The 16,868-nt window shown below is 65.4% G+C and carries 12 protein-coding genes; 2 read left to right on the top strand and 10 right to left on the bottom strand.

Annotated elements, in window-relative coordinates; all coding sequences use genetic code 11:
- Positions 1-116: 116 nt before the first annotated feature.
- The 5 genes from PCA10_RS04880 to PCA10_RS04860 form a co-directional block, all read right to left on the bottom strand.
- On the bottom strand, positions 117-2,321 hold the full coding sequence (locus tag PCA10_RS04880; RefSeq protein WP_016490917.1) for a TonB-dependent receptor: 2,205 nt from the start codon (positions 2,319-2,321) through the stop codon (positions 117-119).
- A gap of 319 nt (positions 2,322-2,640) precedes the next feature.
- Positions 2,641-3,744: an alpha-hydroxy acid oxidase gene (locus PCA10_RS04875; protein ID WP_016490916.1), complete on the bottom strand. Its 1,104-nt coding sequence runs from the start codon at positions 3,742-3,744 to the stop codon at positions 2,641-2,643.
- A gap of 10 nt (positions 3,745-3,754) precedes the next feature.
- Positions 3,755-4,435, bottom strand: coding sequence for a Fe2+-dependent dioxygenase (locus PCA10_RS04870; protein WP_016490915.1), 681 nt, complete (start codon positions 4,433-4,435; stop codon positions 3,755-3,757).
- 178 nt (positions 4,436-4,613) lie between these two features.
- Positions 4,614-6,827 (bottom strand): TonB-dependent receptor, encoded by a 2,214-nt coding sequence (locus PCA10_RS04865; RefSeq protein WP_016490914.1) that lies wholly within the window; start codon positions 6,825-6,827, stop codon positions 4,614-4,616.
- Between the two features lie 194 nt (positions 6,828-7,021).
- Positions 7,022-8,185, bottom strand: a complete 1,164-nt coding sequence (locus tag PCA10_RS04860; protein WP_016490913.1) for a type III PLP-dependent enzyme — start codon at positions 8,183-8,185, stop codon at positions 7,022-7,024.
- A gap of 590 nt (positions 8,186-8,775) precedes the next feature.
- On the opposite strand from PCA10_RS04860, the gene PCA10_RS04855 reads away from it, so the two are divergent.
- Positions 8,776-10,359 carry a peptide chain release factor 3 gene (locus PCA10_RS04855; RefSeq protein WP_016490912.1) on the top strand — a complete coding sequence of 528 codons (1,584 nt, stop codon included), beginning with the start codon at positions 8,776-8,778 and terminating at the stop codon, positions 10,357-10,359.
- 245 nt (positions 10,360-10,604) lie between these two features.
- On the opposite strand, the gene PCA10_RS04850 is transcribed toward PCA10_RS04855, so the two are convergent.
- Positions 10,605-11,618 (bottom strand): M14 family metallopeptidase, encoded by a 1,014-nt coding sequence (locus PCA10_RS04850; protein WP_016490911.1) that lies wholly within the window; start codon positions 11,616-11,618, stop codon positions 10,605-10,607.
- Between the two features lie 96 nt (positions 11,619-11,714).
- On the opposite strand from PCA10_RS04850, the gene PCA10_RS04845 reads away from it, so the two are divergent.
- Positions 11,715-12,338 (top strand): TetR/AcrR family transcriptional regulator, encoded by a 624-nt coding sequence (locus tag PCA10_RS04845; protein ID WP_016490910.1) that lies wholly within the window; start codon positions 11,715-11,717, stop codon positions 12,336-12,338.
- 58 nt (positions 12,339-12,396) lie between these two features.
- On the opposite strand, the gene PCA10_RS04840 is transcribed toward PCA10_RS04845, so the two are convergent.
- From PCA10_RS04840 to PCA10_RS31085, 4 genes are all read right to left on the bottom strand, one after another.
- Positions 12,397-13,092: an ABC transporter permease gene (locus PCA10_RS04840; RefSeq protein ID WP_016490909.1), complete on the bottom strand. Its 696-nt coding sequence runs from the start codon at positions 13,090-13,092 to the stop codon at positions 12,397-12,399.
- Positions 13,093-13,102: 10 nt separating this feature from the next.
- A complete protein-coding gene (locus PCA10_RS04835; protein WP_016490908.1) occupies positions 13,103-13,813 on the bottom strand; it encodes an amino acid ABC transporter permease in 711 nt (236 codons plus the stop codon).
- A 70-nt stretch (positions 13,814-13,883) separates the two neighbouring features.
- Positions 13,884-14,669, bottom strand: a complete 786-nt coding sequence (locus tag PCA10_RS04830) for a transporter substrate-binding domain-containing protein (RefSeq protein WP_016490907.1) — start codon at positions 14,667-14,669, stop codon at positions 13,884-13,886.
- A 71-nt stretch (positions 14,670-14,740) separates the two neighbouring features.
- Positions 14,741-16,744: an aminotransferase class I/II-fold pyridoxal phosphate-dependent enzyme gene (locus tag PCA10_RS31085; protein WP_016490906.1), complete on the bottom strand. Its 2,004-nt coding sequence runs from the start codon at positions 16,742-16,744 to the stop codon at positions 14,741-14,743.
- Positions 16,745-16,868: the final 124 nt, after the last annotated feature.

Genomic DNA, 16,868 nt, shown 5'->3' with positions numbered 1-16,868 from the left:
CCAGACCGGGAGGCGATTTTATTTGAGAACGGGATGCATTAAACCACCTAAAGGCGCTTTTACCTTTTATTTACAGCTACGCGGGCCCTGCGCCAGGCAGGGCCCGCGCCTTGCCGTCAGAAGGAGTAGCTGGCGGTCAGGATCGCCGAACGGGCGTCGCCGTATTCGATGGCCGAGGAACGCGCGTCGGTACCGTTCTGCTGGCGTACCCGCTCCACATAGTCCTCGTCGAACAGGTTGTTCACGTTCAGCTGCAGGTCCAGGTTTTCGTTGACCCGGTAGCCGACCATGGCGTTGTGCACCCAGTATTCGTCCAGCTTGGCGGTGGTGCTGGAGCTCACGTTGCGCTCGCTGACGTAGCGGGCGCCGTAGCCCAGGGTCCAGCCTTCCGGCAGTTCGTAGGTGGTCCACAGGTTGAACGAGCGCGGCGGCGTGTTGCCCAGCGCCTGGCCTTCGCGGGCGATGCCGGCGGTGGTATCGGCGGCCTTCAGGGTCTCGCTGTCCTGGAAGGTGTAGTTGGCGAACACATCCCACTGCTCGGTGATGTGGCCGGTCACGCCCAGCTCCACGCCCTGCACGCGCTGCTTGCCGGCCAGTTGGGTGGTGCCGTCGAGCATGGTTTCACGCGCGTCGGTCTTCTCTACGCGGAACAGCGCGCCGTCCAGCTCCAGCTTGCCGCCCAGCAGTTCCCACTTGGTGCCCAGTTCCCAGGTCTCGTTCTTTTCCGGGTCCAGGTTCTCGGTCGCGGCGGTCAGGCCGCCGCCGTTGGAGGCGATGCCTTCGGCGGTGGGGTTGAAGGAAGTGCCCCAGGCCAGGTAGAAGCGGCCGTTCTCCACCGGCTTGTAGACCAGGCCGGCGCGGCTGCTGAGCTCCTCATCCTTGGAGGTGAAGCGGCCGGTCTGCGCATGGGTGCCGGAGAAGGTGTCGCTGTGCCCCTTGAACCAGTCGTAGCGCAGGCCGACGTTGAAGTCCCACTGCTCGTTCAGGGCGATGGTGTCGAAGACGTACAGCGCCTTGTCGTCCAGCTGGTTCTCGGTGTAGCCGGTGGTGGCCTTGGCCACCGGACCGTCCCAATGGCCGGGCGGGTTGGACAGGTCGAAGCCGTCGGCCGGGTAGAGCGCGGCGCCCAGGCCGTGGTTGTAGCTCTTGAGGTCGTAGTTCTCGCGGGAGATTTCCGCACCGGTGACCAGCTCGTGGCCCAGGCCGAAGGTATCGAAGCTGGCGCGCAGGTTGGTCTGGTTGATCCACATCTCGGTGGTGGCGTCACGGCCCAGGGCCTGCGGGCCGGCCGGCAGGTAGCGGCCAGGCGGCACGCCGACGGTGTTGACGTGGGACGCCGAGACGATGGTGTTGCGGTCGATGCGGCTGTAGCGGGTGAGGTTCTGCAGGCGCAGGTTCTCGTTGAAATCGTGCTCGAGGTTGGCGGTGAGGGCGCTTTGCTCGATTTCATCCTTGTCCAGGTTGCTCCAGCCGAAGTAGTCCTCGCGGCTCACACCGCCGAGCTTCTTGCCGTCACGGGCCGGGACGCCGTAGTCGGGCAGGTTGTCGTCCTGCTGGTGGAAGGCACTCAGGGTCAGGCGGGTGGACTCGTTGAAGCCCAGGCGCAGGGACGGCGCAACGCCCCAGCGCTCGCGGTCGATCTGGTCGCGACCGGGCACGTCGTTCTCGTGGGCCATCAGGTTCACGCGGAAGGCGCTGTCGGTACCCACGCCTTCCAGCGGCTGGTTGGTGTCCAGGGTCAGGCGATGGTAGTTGTCGGTGCCGAGGCCGGCACCCAGGGTGGTGAAGGCGCGATCCATCGGCTGCTTGCTGATGATGTTGATGCTGCCGCCGGTGGTGCCGGCTCCGCCGAACACCGAGTTCGGGCCCTTGATGACCTCGACCTGCTCGATGTTGAAGGTGTCGGTACGGCTGGTCTGGGCGCTGTCGCGCAGGCCGTCGATCTGGATGTTGTTGTTCGCGGAGAAGCCACGGATGTTGATGCTGTCGCCGGAACCGCCGCCGCCCTCGCCGGCGTTGAAGGTGATGCCGGACACGTTGGAAAGCACCTGGCGCAGGCTCAGCGCCTGTTGCTCGCGGATCACTTCCCGGGGCACCACGGTGATGGTCTGCGGGGTATCCAGCAGCGGCGCGGTGAACTTCGCGGAGGAAGACTGCTCGACCTTGTAGGTCTTCTCGGTCTTGCCATCGACTTTGACGGCGCCGAGTTCCAGGGTGCCGCCCTGCTCGGCGGCGATCGCGATACCGGCCGGCGCAGCGATGGCCAGACCAATGGCGGTGCCAAGAATGGCGCGTTGCGGCAGCTTGTTCTTTTTGCTCATGAGAATCGTTCCCCCTACGGAATTGGGGCGCAATTCTATTTGCGAATATTTATCAGTAAATATTCAATCAAGAACCTTACACAATCTTTACATTTCTTTGGAAGAAGCCTGATAGCCGAGAAATTGCAGAAGCATCCACTAAAATCGGCTAAATACCGACTTATGGACGATAAAAATCGTAAAATGGCGAACACAAACAAGCCATCGAGAATGTCAGAAAGGAAATGACCAAGCGGTCACATTTGAACCTTTAGAAAGAGCTGACAGAAGAAAGCCCTGCAAAAGTACACCCGCCACTCGATAGATTCGCGTCCAGAGCTCAGCGCCAGATCAGCGAAGCGTCGATATCCGCCAGCGTGGCGCAACCGCCCAGGGCCATGGCCACTTCCAGCTCGGTGCGCAGCAGATGCAGCACATGGGCGACACCCGAGGCCCCGGCCGTGGCCAGCCCGTGGACGTAGGGCCGGCCGATCATGACCGCATCGGCTCCCAGGGCCAGGGCCTTGAGCACATCGGTGCCCCGACGGATGCCGCCATCCAGCAGCACCGGCACCTTGCCGTCGACCGCGCGCACCACCGCCGGCAGCACGTCCAGGGTCGCGGGCATGCCATCCAGGGTACGGCCGCCATGGTTGGAAACCACTATCCCGGCGACGCCCCGCTCCACCGCCCGCGTGGCATCCAGCGGGTTCATCACGCCCTTGACCAGTACCGGCAGACAAGTGAGGGACTGCAACCATTCCAGGTCTTTCCAGGTCGGCGCATGGGCCAGTAACTGGCTGCCGAACAGGGGGCTCGCGCCCGGCTGGGCCACGCTGGGTGGCAGGCTGCGCATGCCCCGCAGGTTGACCGCCTCGACGCCCTCGGGCAGGGCGAAGCCGGCACGCTGTTCCCGATTGCGCATGCCGTTGACCGGCGCGTCCACCGTCACCACCAGGGCCCGGTAGCCGGCCGCCTCGGCGCGACGTACCAGGTCGCGGGTGAAGTCGCGGTCCGCCTGGATGTAGAGCTGGAACCAGAGCGGCGTCTGCGCCGCCTCGGCGATGGCTTCCAGGCTGACGCTGGCCTGGGTGCTGACCACCATGGCCGCCCCCATGGCGGACGCGCCGAGCACGCTGGAGAGCTCGCCGGCCGGGTGGGCCAACTGCTGGAAGGCCACGGGCGCCAGCAGGATGGGGTAATCCAGATCAAGCCCGCACAGCTGCAGGCGCGTATGGCCGCCGTTGAGATCCTCCAGCACCCGACCCAGCAGGCGCACGCGCTGGAAAGCCGCGAGGTTGTCGGCCAGGGTCAGTTCGTCCGCCGCGCCGCCGCTGAGGTAGGCCCAGGCCGAGGGCGTCATGCGCTCGCGGGCGAAGGCCTCGTAGTCGGCCAGCGCGGCGATGGCCGCGGGTATCTGCGCAAGCTTGGGGAGAGGCGTCATGGGGGTTCGCTCAGGTGTGGGACCAATGCCGCAGCAGGTTGTGGTAGAGCCCGGTCAGCCGCACCAGTTCGGGGCTTTCCGGCAGTTGGCGGGTCAACGCCTGGATGCTCTCGTCCAGTTCCAGCAGCATCTCGCGCTGGTTATCCTCGCGGACCATGCTCTGGATCCAGAAGAACGACGCCAGCCGCGCACCGCCGGTGACCGGCTCGACCCGGTGCAAGCTGCCGCTGGAGTAGAGCACCAGGTGCCCGGCCGGCAGCTTCAGCCGATGGCTGCCGTAGCGATCCTCCACCACCAGCTCGCCGCCCTGGTAATCGTCCGGATCGCTGAAGAACAAGGTCGCCGACAGATCGGCGCGCACCCGGTGCGGCGTGCCCGGCACGCTGAAGATCGAATTGTCGATGTGATTGCCGTAGGTACCACCGCAGGCATAGCGGTTGAAGCGCGGCGGCAGCACCTTCAGGGGTAGCGCCGCCGCCACGAACTGCGGATTGGCGGCCAGGCGGTCGAGGATGAAGTCGCCTATCTCGACGGCCAGCGGATCGTCCTGGGCCAGTTGCTCGTTGGCCTTGGCCCGGACCGCGATATGCCCGGCCGTGCTCCGACCGTCCTGCCAACTGGCCCGCTCCAGCGCCGCGCGACACTGGCGTATCTGCTCGGGCGTGAGCACGTCGGGGATGGTCAGCATCATGGTCGGCGTCTCCGTGGGTCCTTTGGCGAACCCCTATCAGTAGCGAATGATTCTAAATTGGGCGGCGGCACTATGACAGCGCCAGCCGCCCCGCACATTGATCCAGGCCGGTATCCCGGCCCCAATGAAAACGCCCCGGCCACGTGCGTGGTCGGGGCGTCCCTGAGGGGGGCCGGACTTAGAAAGACAGAGTCGCGGTCATCACCGCCGAGCGGGCATCACCGTACTCCACGGCGGAGGAACGCGCGGCGTTGCCAACCACGGTGCGTACGCGCTCGACATAGTCCTTGTCGAACAGGTTGTTGAGGTTCAGCTGCAGGTCGAGGGTCTCGCTGACCTTGTAGCCGAGCATGGCGTTGTGCAGCCAGAAGGCGTCCAGCTTGATGCCATCATTGGACGAGGTGAGGTTTCGTTCGCTGACGTAGCGCGCGCCGTAGCCAACCCGGAAGCCTTCTGGCAGGTCATAGGTGGTCCAGAGGTTGAACGAGCGTGGCGGCGTGTTGGCCAGGGCCTGGCCTTCGGTCGCCAGCCCCGCCGGGGTGTTGGCCGCATCGGTAGTTTCGCTGTCGAGGAAGGTGAAGTTGGCGAACACGGCCCATTGCTCGGTGATCCTGCCATTGGCCGCCAGCTCGACACCCTGCACACGGCGCTCGCCGGCCAGGGCGGTGCTGCCGTCGACCATGGTCTCGCGGGCGTTGGTCTTCTCCACCCGGAACAGCGCGCCTTCCAGCCCCAGGCGGCTATCCAGCAGTTCCCACTTGGTGCCCAGCTCCCAGCTGCGGTTCTTCTCCGGCCCCAGGTCTTCGGTCGCGGCGGTGAGGCCGGCGCCGGAGGTGACGAGGTTCTCCGCCGAGGGGTTGAAGGAGTCGCCATAGGCGACGTAGATGCGGCCGTTTTCCACCGGTTTGAACACCAGGCCGGCGCGGCCGCTCAAGCGCTCGTCGCTGGAACTGAACCGCGTCGGGACCCAGCTGCCGCGGGTCAGGGTGAGGTTTTCGGCATCGCCGTCCACCCAGTCGTAGCGCAGGCCCAGGCTGAGGTCCCACTGCTCGGAGAGGGCGATGGTGTCGAACAGGAAGAGCGCGCGGTCGATCAGACGGGTATCCACCTTGGCGGAAGTAGCCCTGTTGGTGGGACCGCTCCAGTAGCCGGGTGGGCTGGCCAGGGGATAGCCGCTGGCGGGAAAGACCAGGTTGTAGGAATAGGTGTCGCGGGAATAGGTCTCGCGGGACAGCTCCACACCACCCACCAAGGTGTGGCCGAAGCCGATGGTGTCGAACTCTGAAGTGAGGCTGGTCTGGCTGATCCACATCCGGCTGTCGACGTCGCGACCATAGGCCTGAGGCCCGGCTGGCAGGTAGCGGCCCGGTGGCATCCCGTCGACGTTGACATGGGCGGCGGAGATCACCGTATCGCGATGCACCTCGGCGTAGCGGGTCAGGCTCTGCAGCGACAACCGCTCGTTGAATTGGTGCTCCAGCTTGACGGTGAAGGCGTCCTGGCGGATCTCTTCCTTGTCCAGGTTGCGCCAGCCGAAGTAGGCATCGCGGCTGACCCCGGCCATCCGTTTGCCGTTCGCCGTAGGCACGCCGTAGTCGGGCAGATTGTCGTCGCGCTGGTGGAAGTAGCTCAGGGTCAGGCGGGTATCCTCGCTGAATCCCAGAGCCAGGGAGGGAGCGACGCCCCAGCGCTGGCGGTCGATGTGATCGCGCTCGGGCACGTCGTTCTCGTGGGCCATCAGGTTGAGCCGGAACGCGCTGCCGTGGCCGACGCCGTCCAGGGGCTGGTTGGTGTCCAGGGTCAGGCGCCGATAGCGGTCGGTACCGAGGCTCGCGCCGAGATCGGTGAAGCGCTCGGCCATGGGCTGCTTGGTGATCTGGTTGATGGTGCCACCGGTGGTGCCGGAGCCGCCGAACACCGAGCTGGGGCCCTTGATCACCTCCACCTGCTCGATGTTGAAGCTGTCGGTGCGGTTGTTCTGGGCGCTGTCGCGCAGGCCGTCGATCTGCATGTTGGCGTTGGCGGAGAAGCCACGGATGTTGATGCTGTCCCCGGAACCGCCACCGCCCTCGCCGGCGTTGAAGGTGATGCCGGAAACGTTCGACAGCACCTGGCGCAGGCTCAGGGCCTGCTGGTCGCGGATCACCTCGCGGGGCACCACGGTGATGGTCTGCGGCGTGTCCAGCAGGGGCACGGCGTACTTGGCGGAGGCGGAACGCTCGGGCCGGTAGGTCTTCTCCTGCCGGCCCTCGATACTCAGGTCGTCGAGATGCAGGGCCCGGCCCTGTTCCTCGGCCTGGGCCCCGAGGTCGATGCCGAACAGGGCGATGCCGATGGTGGTGGCCAGCAGATGGCGCTGGGGCGTTCTGGATACAGCGGTGGACTGCGTCATTGGACTCTCTCCTGGAAAACTGGAGAGGGACTCTATTCAGCATAGATTCTCATTCACACCCACAAGAACCAGGTTCGGAAATACCCTCACCCGTCACAGATTCGACCTACTTCGATCTGAGAGAAAGCGCGTCGTCGGGCGTACAAAACGACGAAGCCCGCCAAGGGGCGGGCTTTGTCGGAGGCAGTGCAGCCTTACAGGTAGAAGGCCTTCAGCGGCGGGAAGCCGTTGAATTCCACCGCGCTGTAGCTGGTGGTGTAGGCGCCGGTGGACAGCCAGTAGAGGCGGTCTTCGGCGGCCAGGTTCAGCGGCAGGCCGTACTTGTAGTTCTCGTACATGATATCGGCGCTGTCGCAGGTCGGACCGGCGATCACCACTTCTTCCACTTCGCCCTTCTTCTCCACCCAGATCGGGAACTTGATCGCCTCGTCCATGGTTTCGATCAGGCCGGAGAACTTGCCCACGTCGGTGTAGATCCAGCGCTCGACCGCGGTGCGGGACTTGCGCGCCACCAGCACCACTTCACTGACCAGGATGCCGGCGTTGGCGATCAGCGAACGACCCGGCTCCAGGATGATTTCCGGCAGCTCGTCGCCGAAGTCTTCCTTGAGGAAGCGGATGATTTCCTCGGCGTAGGTTTCCAGGCTGTTGGTGCGCTGGATGTAGTTGGCCGGGAAGCCGCCACCCATGTTGATCATCTGCAGGGTGATGCCGTCTTCTTCCTTCAGGCGCTCGAAGATCACCTTGACCTTGGCGATGGCGGCGTCCCAGACGTCGATGTCGCGCTGCTGGCTGCCCACGTGGAAGGACACGCCGTAGGGCACCAGGCCCAGTTGCTTGGCGAGGATCAGCAGGTCCAGGGCCATGTCCGGGTTGCAGCCGAACTTGCGGCTCAGCGGCCAGTCGGCCGAGGTGGAACCTTCGGTGAGGATGCGCACGTAGACCTTGGCGCCCGGGGCGGCCTTGGCGATGTTGCGCAGGTCGGCTTCGGAGTCGGTGGCGAACAGGCGCACGCCCTTCTCGAAGAAGTAACGGATGTCGCGGGCTTTCTTGATGGTGTTGCCGTAGCTGATGCGCTCCGGGCCGACGCCGGTCTTCATCACCTTGTCCAGCTCATAGATGGAGGCGATGTCGAAGTTGGAGCCTTTGTCGCGCAGCAGTTCGGTGATTTCGGAGGCCGGGTTGGCCTTCACCGCGTAGTAGATCTTGGCGAAGGGGAAGCAGCTCACCAGCTGGTCGTACGAATTGCTGATGGTCTGCTTGTCGATGACCACGAAGGGGGTTTCTTGCTTATCGGCAAACGCCTTCATGCGCTGGAAGGTTTCGGGCGTGAAATAGTCTTCGACCTTGATCGACATGCGAGGGACTCCATATGGCAAAACAAACAAAGGTTGTTAGGGGTGGCCAGGTGTCGTGTTGGACAACGGGCCGGAACGTCTGATCAGTTTCCCCACTTTGGTTCGCCTACTTCCCAAGGCATGTCGCCGAGGATCTTCAGTCGTTTCCGACATCAAACCTCTCGTCGTCAGTACTTGAGCCGGATGGATCGTTGCCAGCATGGACGTTCGGGCGCGAACTTTAGGACCACAGGAACCACAGATCAATCAAAAATTGCCGCTTTCGTGCATCCCTTTGTCGCATCGCCAGTTGACTGTTTCGAATACTCAACAAAACGTCATGGAATGCTGCACAGATGCGGGTTTCAGGCCGATGACAGAGGCTAGGAAATCGTCAGAAGGAAGGGGGCGATGATGGGGTGGCGAGCGGGGGGTGGCGTCTGTCATTGCGCTTCCGGTTCCAGATGGCGGAGCCAGCTCCGGGCGGATCGTTGAACTGCGCTAGCCGCCGAACGCCCGGCGGCGCTGATCGGCCGGCCATTTCCCGCTATAATCCCGCGCTTTTCCGGGCCGTCCGCGCCCCGCCATCGGATTCCAGCAGGCACGCATCCATGACCACTCAGGCCGCCGAAGTCGCGAAGCGCCGTACCTTCGCCATCATTTCCCACCCCGACGCCGGTAAGACCACCATTACCGAGAAGCTCCTGCTGATGGGGAAGGCGATCGCCGTCGCCGGCACCGTGAAGTCGCGCAAGTCTGACCGCCACGCCACCTCCGACTGGATGGAAATGGAGAAGCAGCGCGGCATCTCCATCACCACCTCGGTGATGCAGTTCCCCTACCGCGAGCACATGATCAACCTGCTCGACACCCCCGGCCACGAAGACTTCTCCGAAGACACCTACCGCACCCTGACCGCGGTGGACTCGGCACTGATGGTCCTGGACGGCGGTAAGGGCGTAGAGCCGCGCACCATCGCCCTGATGGAAGTCTGCCGCCTGCGCGACACCCCCATCGTCAGCTTCATCAACAAGCTCGACCGCGATATCCGCGACCCCATCGAGCTGCTCGACGAGATCGAGGCGGTACTGAAGATCAAGGCCGCGCCCATCACCTGGCCGATCGGCTGCTACAAGGACTTCAAGGGCGTCTACCACCTGTCCGCCGACAAGATCATCGTCTACACGCCGGGCCATGGCCACGAGCGCACCGAGATCAAGGTGATCGAGAAGCTCGACTCCGATGAAGCCCGCGCCCACCTGGGCGACCTCTACGACAACTTCGTCGAGGAACTGGAGCTGGTGCAGGGCGCCTGCCACGAGTTCGACAAGGAGGCCTTCCTCAAGGGCGAGATGACCCCGGTGTTCTTCGGTACCGCCCTCGGCAACTTCGGTGTCGACCAGGTGCTCGACTGCATCGTCGACTGGGCGCCCAAGCCCCTGCCCCGCGCCACCCGCGAGCGCAGCGTGGAGCCCACCGAAGAGAAGTTCTCCGGCTTCGTGTTCAAGATCCAGGCGAACATGGACCCGAAACACCGCGACCGCATCGCCTTCATGCGCATCTGCTCGGGCAAGTACGAGAAAGGCATGAAGATGCGCCATGTGCGCCTGGGCAAGGACGTGAAGATCGGCGACGCCCTGACCTTCTTCTCCAGCGAGCGTGAGCAGCTGGAAGAGGCCTTCGCCGGCGACATCATCGGCCTGCACAACCACGGCACCATCCAGATCGGCGACACCTTCAGCGAAGGCGAGGCCCTGGGCTTCACCGGCATCCCGCACTTCGCCCCGGAACTGTTCCGCCGCGTACGCCTGAAGGACCCGCTGAAGTCCAAGCAGCTGCGCCAGGGCCTGCAGGAACTGGCCGAGGAAGGCGCCACCCAGGTGTTCTTCCCCGAGCGCAACAACGACATCATCCTCGGCGCCGTGGGCGTGCTGCAGTTCGACGTGGTCGCCAGCCGCCTGAAGGAGGAATACAAGGTGGAGTGCGCCTACGAGGCCATCAACGTCTGGTCGGCGCGCTGGATCGACTGCAGCGACGAGAAGAAGCTCAAGGAATTCCAGGACAAGGCCTTCGAGAACCTCGCCATCGACGGCGGCGGCCACCTCACCTACCTGGCGCCGACCCGCGTCAACCTCAGCCTGATGGAAGAGCGCTGGCCGGACGTGAAATTCCGCGCCACCCGCGAGCACCACTGAGGTCCGGCATAACGCCGATGGTGGATGGAAAAAGCGCCATCCACCCTACCGAAGCACGCCCTGTAGGTTGGGTAGAGCGCAGCGAAACCCAACATCGGGATTCGAAGCCGGGCTACTGCTCAGCTCCAAGCAGATGGGGCACGCCACCTGGCGGGTGGACCACGCTTTACCGGTCCACCATCGGGACCCGACATGGCACCGACGGTGGATGGAAAAGCGCCATCCACCCTACGCCAGGCATCAAGTCAAGGATCGAGCGCCCCTTCGCTCCAGGTGCTCGACGGCGCCGAGCCGGTGAACTTGCCCACTATCGCCCCCGCCGGCACCAGCCGGTCGCGGTAACGGGTGACGAACAGGCCCGCCTGGGGCGCCGCCAGCACCTGCTCGCTGCCAGGGTCGCCGGGCCTGGCGATGATCCGGGCGAAGCGCTCGCCCGCCTGCACCTCCGCCCCCAGCTCACGCTCGAACACCAGCACCCCCGCCGTCGGCGCGAAGACGGTTTCCATATGCCCGATGGGCACCGCCCTGCCCCGCCACTGCGGCAGCTCCACGGCCTGGGCGATCAGGCCGCGCGCGCAGAGAAATGCATAGAGGCCATCGGCATCGCGCTGCGCCAGGTCGTCGCTGACATCGGCCTGGCCCCGCAGCTCGACGGTGGACACCAGGCGTCCGTCGAAGCACCCTTCCGCCAGCCAGGGCGCGATCACCACTTCCTCGAAGGCACCATCGCTGTCGCCCTCCCAGATGATCGCCACCTCGGCCCCCAGGGCAGCCGCCAGGTCCTGGCCGGCCGGCCAGAAGCACTGGTGCAGATAGACGTATGGCACCGCCTCGTCGTCGGTGTGCAGGTCGAGGACGATATCGGCGTCCGCCGCCAGCGTCGCCAGGGCCTTCTGCCAGGCGGCCAGGTTGCCCGCCGGTCGCTCCTGCGCGGCCGAGGCCGGGAAGCCGCGATTGAAGTTGCGGCTGGTGGGCTCGTGCACCCGGCCGAGGATGCGCCCGTGGCGGAACTGGCCGATACCCAGCGGGTTGGCTTGCGGCACCAGGGTCACGCTGCCGCGCAACAGGCCCTGCTCGGCGGCCTCCTCGAGGCGCGGCAACAACGTGTGCAGCACCAGCATGCCGGCGATCTCGTCGGCGTGGACGCCGGCCTGCAGGTGCACCCGCGGCCCCGGCTTGCCACTGTCCAGGCGCCAGGCCGGAACCCGCAACGGGGCGCCGGAATCCGCCGGCACGCTCAGGGAAACGTCTTCGATCATGTCCTACCTCCTAATGCTGCCGGGTGCTCCCGGCGCTTGGTGTGTCGCCTGGCCAGGCGGTACTATCCCGGCCCATAGAGCGAAGGAAATCGCCCCTTGGAAACGCCCCGCGAAAGACAACCCCGGACCAACCCCGACGAGCGCCGCGAACACCTGGTACGCGCGGCCCTGCGCTGCCTGGTCGCCGAAGGCCATGCGGGTATTTCGGTGCGCCGCATCGCCAAGGAAGCCAATGTCGCCGTCGGCTTGATCAACCACTACTTCGGCAGCATCGACGCCCTGGTGGCCCAGGCCTACGAAACCCTCGCCAGCGAAGTCAGCCAGCGGCTGCAGGCGAGCATCGATGCCGCAGGGCCCACGCCCTCCGCCCGCCTGGAAGCCTACCTCACCTGCTATTTTTCTCCGGTAACCCTCGACCCCGACCTGCTCAGCCCCTGGGTGGTGTTCTGGAGCCTGATCCGCCATTCGCCGCAGGTTAACCAGGCCCACGAACGCACCTACGGCGGCTCCCTGGTGCTGCTGGAAAAACTGCTCTGCGGCCTTGCCCGGGAAGAAGGCTTTACCATCGCCAAGCCGCGCCTGGCCGCCATCGGCCTCTCGGCCATGCTCGATGGCCTGTGGCTGGAGTGGTGCCTGAACCCCGACAACTTCAGCGCCGAGGAAGGCCTGGAAATCAGCCGCCGCTGGGTGGACAGCCTGCGACGCGGCTCCTACGCCTGAAATCTCCCCGTGGCGGCGCCTTCATGTGCGAATGCGCTGCCACGGCCATTTCCGGTTGTCAGGTCGCCCGGCGAAACATGGTTCGCCGCTCCGCCAGGCTGAATCCCGACTCGATGATGAAGGTCAGGCAGATATAGATGCCCGCCACCAGCAGCAGCGGCTGATAGACCTGGTAGGTCTGCGCGCGGACTACGTTGGCCGCCCCCAGCAGATCCACCACCGCCACGGTTGACGCCAGCGCGGTGGATTTGAGCAGCAGCACGGATTCACCGGCCAGGGTCGGCAGCAGCAGGCGAATCGCCCGCGGCAACCTGACCCGCCACAACACCTGCCGCCGGGTCATGCCGAAGGCCGCCGCGGCCTCGAGCTCACCCCTGGGCACCGCCCGCAGGCCACCCCGCACCACTTCGCCGACGTAGGCTCCCACCGAGAGGATCAGCGCAACGGCGATGTACCAATAGCCGTCACGCAGGTACGGCCAGAGCACGCTGCCACGGATCAGCGGGAACTGGGCGAAGAGGCTGCCCAGGCCGTAGTAGAAGATGTAGATCTGCACCAGCAGCGGCGTGCCACGGATCACGCTGGTGAAGGCGATGCTCGGCGCGGCGACCAGCGGATTGCGCGACATCCTGCCCAACGCCACCAGCACCGCCAGGGCAAACCCCAGCACCGCCGACAACGCCAGCAGCGTGAGGGTGGTGCCGAGGCCGTCGAGCAGTTGCCCGCTGTATTCGACTATCCAGTGCGTGTTCATACGCAGGCCCTCATACCGATGGCATCCAGCGTTGGAAACGACGTTCCAGCCAGCCGCACAGCAGGTTGGACATCAGCGTCAGCAGGTAATACATCGCCGCCGCAACCAGGTAGAAGGTCAGGTAGTGACGCGTCGAACCGGCGGCCTGCTTGGCCGTGAAGAGCAGTTCGTTGGTGCCCACCACGCTGATCAGCGCACTGTCCTTGATCAGCACGACCCACAGGTTGGCCATCCCGGCCAGGGCGTGGGGCGCCATGGCCGGCAGCGTGACCCGGAGGAACAGCGCGCGCCCGCGCATGCCGAACGCCCTGGCGGCCTCGATCTGCCCGTAGGGCACGGCCTGGATGGCGGCGCGGAAGATCTCCGCGGCATAGGCGCCCTGCACCAGGCCCAGCACCGCGATCGCCACCAGGGTGCCGTCGAGCTGCAGCCCGCCGTAGCCGAGCCAGGCGAACAGCTGGTCGAGCCCCATGGAACCGACGTAGAACAGCAACAGGATCAACAGCAGTTCCGGCACCGAGCGGCACAGGGTTGTGTAGAGCTGCGCCACACGTACCAGCGGCCGGGGCCCATTCAGCTTGACGGTAGCCACCGCCAGCCCGATCAGCATTCCAACCAGGAAAGCGCCGAAGGATATCTGCAGGGTGACCCACAGCCCCTTCAGCAGTGCGCCACCCCAGCCCTGGTCGCCAAAGCCGACCAGCTCAAAGAAAGACGACATGACAAATCCTCGAGTTCAGTAACGGACCCCAGCAGTAACCGCCGCTCGTGAAGACGCGGCGGTGCCGCCATCACTGCTTTGGTGCCACGCTGAAATCGAAGTAGCGCGCGGAGATGGCCTTGTAGTCCTCGCTGGCCAGCAGCTTGCCGATGGCGTCGTCGAGCTTCGCCTTGAGCTGCTGGTCTTCCTTGCGCAGGCCCGCGCCGACGCCGCGGCCGAACAGCGGGTCGTGGGGCACGTTGCCCTTGAATTCGAGGCCGCCGGCCTGGGCGTCGGGGGTCTTCATGAAGCTGCTCACGGCGCTGGCGTCCGCCAGCATCAGGTCCAGGCGTCCGGCCAGGAGGTCGGCGTTCACCTGGTCCTGGGTCTCGTAGTAGCGGACGTTGGCGATCTTCTCGTAGTACTTCTTCAGGTAGTTGGAGCTGACCGTGGAGATCTGCACGCCGATGGTCTTGCCCTTCAGGCCTTCGGGACTGATGTCCACGGTCATGCCCTTGGGTGCCGCCACGCCGACGTCGGTGCCGTAGTAGGCGCGACTGAAGGCGATCTGCTGTTCCCGCTCCTCGGTGATGGACAGGGAGTTGAAGATGACGTCGACCTTCTTCGCCAGCAGGGCCGGGATGATGCCGTCCCAGGCGACATCCTTGAGCTCGCATTGGGCCTGCATCTGCGCACAGAGGGCGCGGATCAGGTCGGGCTCGAAGCCGGCCCATTCACCGTTGGGTTGCTTGAAGGAGAAGGGGGGGTAGGGTTCGGCCGCCATGGCGAACCTCAGGGTTTCCGCCTGCGCGCCCGCCGCGCCAGCCATGAGCATTACCGCGCCCGCCATCCAGCTAGTAAGTCGAGTCTTCTTCATGGTGTTCCCCTGCTCTGCTTGATGTTGTTGTGGTTAGAGCTTGTCGCGATGGCCGCCGCCGGCGGCCGGGGTCAGCGATTCTGGTGCGCGTTGACGAACTGCTTGCAGCGCTCGCTCTGCGGGCGCTGGAACAGCTCCTGCGGCGGGCCCTCCTCTTCGATGCGGCCCTGGTGGAGGAAGGCGACATGACTGGAAACGTCGCGGGCGAAGGCCATTTCGTGGGTCACCAGGATCATGGTGCGGCCCTCTTCGGCCAGCGAACGGATCACCCGCAGCACTTCGCCCACCAGCTCCGGGTCGAGCGCCGAGGTGGGCTCGTCGAACAGCATGACCTTGGGATCCACCGCCAGGGCGCGGGCGATGGCCACCCGCTGCTGCTGGCCGCCGGACAGGAAGGACGGGTACTCATGGCGCTTGGCGGCCAGGCCGACCCGCTCCAGCAGTGCCTCGGCCCGCTCCAGGGCTTCGGCGCGGCTTTCGCGCAGGACCTGGATCGGCGCCTCGATGAGGTTTTCCAGTACGGTACGGTGGGGCCAGAGGTTGAAGCTCTGGAACACCATGCCGAGCCGTGAACGGATGCGGGTCAGCTGCTTCTGGTCTGCCACCACCGGCTCACCGATGCGGTTGGTGGCGAGGCGGATGCTCTCGCCATCGACGGTCACCGTGCCCTGGTTGGGGATCTCCAGCATGTTGATGCAGCGCAGCAGGGTGCTCTTGCCCGAGCCGCTGGCGCCGATCAGCGACACCACGCTGCCTTCATGGGCCGTCAGCGATACGCCCTTGAGCACCTCGAACTCGCCGAAGCGCTTGTGGATGGCATCCACCTCCACCATCTTCGGCCGCTCGACACGGATGGGTTCCGCAGCGACGGCGCGTGTCCTGCTCACCTCGATGACCGGGCTGGCACTGAGGGTCGCGGCGAAACGCCGGATGCGCGCGCAGGCCTCGGTCAGCTCGGCTTCGCCCAGGGTGTAGGACAAGCGCACGAACCCGGCCGCCGCAGGGCCGAAGGCCTCGGCATCGAGCACCGACACGCCGGTTTCGCGGAACAGCCGCCAGGCGAAGTCCAGTGAGCTCAGGCCGCTGCCGCGGACATCCAGCAGCACGAACATGCCCGCCGCCGGCTTGAGCACCTTGAGCGGCGCGCAACCTTCCAGGGCCGCCAGCACCAGGTCGCGGCGACGACGATAGAGTTCGCGCATCTCCCCGGTCACCTGGTCGTAGGCGAGTACCGCCGTCAGCGCCGCCTCCTGCACGAAGCCGGGCAGGCCGTAGAGCGAGTTCAGCGCGAGGTTCTCGATATGCGCCACCAGCTCCGGGCAGGCGACTACCCAGCCAGTGCGCCAGCCGGTCATGGCATGGGACTTGGACAGGCTGCCGATGCTCACGGTGCGCGCCTGCATCCCCGGCAGGGTGGCGAAGTAGAGATGCGGCTGCTCGAAGGTGAGGCTTTCATAGACCTCGTCCACCACCACCCAGAGGTCGTGCTGGCGCGCCAGGTCGGCGATGGCTTCCAGCTCGGCGGCGTTGAGCACCACACCTGTGGGGTTGTTCGGGTTGGCGAAGAAGATCGCCCGGGTGCGCTTGCTGATCGCGGCGCGCAGTGCCTCGAGGTCGGGGCGGAAACCGTTCTCGGCGGGACAGGGCACCGCCACCAGTGTGGCGCCGGAGGCCTTGAGGGTGGCTTCGTAGGTGACGTAGACCGGATCGAAGACGATGACTTCGTCGCCTTCCTCCAACAGGCATCTGGCGGTGGCATACAGGCCGTTCTGCGCACCGGCGACCAGGATGGCGCTGTCCGCGGACACCGCCTGGCCGGTGAGGCGGCCGTGCAGGTCGGCGATGGCCTGGCGCAGCTCGGGGCGGCCGGCCACATCGCAGTAATGGGTGTCGCCGGCCTGCAGCGCGCCGATGGCCGCCGCGGTGATCGCATCGGGCGTGGCGATATCCGGATCGCCGATGCTGAGGACGATGACATCCTCGCCCGCACGTTGCGCGGCAATGGCCGCATAGTGAATATCCCAGGCGGCGGTGCCTGCCCCAGCCATCTTCTCCACGAGCGAAGCGAAACGCATGTCCGAGCCCCTTTGAAAAGGAGTGAAACGGGCCGCCCGGTTACATGGACCAGGCGGCGGGTGGGCAAACCATAGCCCAGCGTGAACGAGTGTTCAATAGCGTTTTTTCAGGCGGATGCAACTG

It is taken from the genome of Pseudomonas resinovorans NBRC 106553 (assembly GCF_000412695.1).
Classification (GTDB): domain Bacteria; phylum Pseudomonadota; class Gammaproteobacteria; order Pseudomonadales; family Pseudomonadaceae; genus Metapseudomonas; species Metapseudomonas resinovorans_A.
This window is presented reverse-complemented; position numbering and strand designations above follow the sequence as displayed.

Excerpts from the sequence above, each read along its gene's own strand:
- PCA10_RS04880 (WP_016490917.1), bottom strand. The coding sequence starts at position 2,321 with ATGAGCAAAAAGAACAAGCTGCCGCAACGCGCCATTCTTGGCACCGCC.
- PCA10_RS04875 (WP_016490916.1), bottom strand. The coding sequence starts at position 3,744 with ATGACGCCTCTCCCCAAGCTTGCGCAGATACCCGCGGCCATCGCCGCG.
- PCA10_RS04870 (WP_016490915.1), bottom strand. The coding sequence starts at position 4,435 with ATGATGCTGACCATCCCCGACGTGCTCACGCCCGAGCAGATACGCCAG.
- PCA10_RS04865 (WP_016490914.1), bottom strand. The coding sequence starts at position 6,827 with ATGACGCAGTCCACCGCTGTATCCAGAACGCCCCAGCGCCATCTGCTG.
- PCA10_RS04860 (WP_016490913.1), bottom strand. The coding sequence starts at position 8,185 with ATGTCGATCAAGGTCGAAGACTATTTCACGCCCGAAACCTTCCAGCGC.
- PCA10_RS04855 (WP_016490912.1), top strand. The coding sequence starts at position 8,776 with ATGACCACTCAGGCCGCCGAAGTCGCGAAGCGCCGTACCTTCGCCATC.
- PCA10_RS04850 (WP_016490911.1), bottom strand. The coding sequence starts at position 11,618 with ATGATCGAAGACGTTTCCCTGAGCGTGCCGGCGGATTCCGGCGCCCCG.
- PCA10_RS04840 (WP_016490909.1), bottom strand. The coding sequence starts at position 13,092 with ATGAACACGCACTGGATAGTCGAATACAGCGGGCAACTGCTCGACGGC.
- PCA10_RS04835 (WP_016490908.1), bottom strand. The coding sequence starts at position 13,813 with ATGTCGTCTTTCTTTGAGCTGGTCGGCTTTGGCGACCAGGGCTGGGGT.
- PCA10_RS04830 (WP_016490907.1), bottom strand. The coding sequence starts at position 14,669 with ATGAAGAAGACTCGACTTACTAGCTGGATGGCGGGCGCGGTAATGCTC.
- PCA10_RS31085 (WP_016490906.1), bottom strand. The coding sequence starts at position 16,744 with ATGCGTTTCGCTTCGCTCGTGGAGAAGATGGCTGGGGCAGGCACCGCC.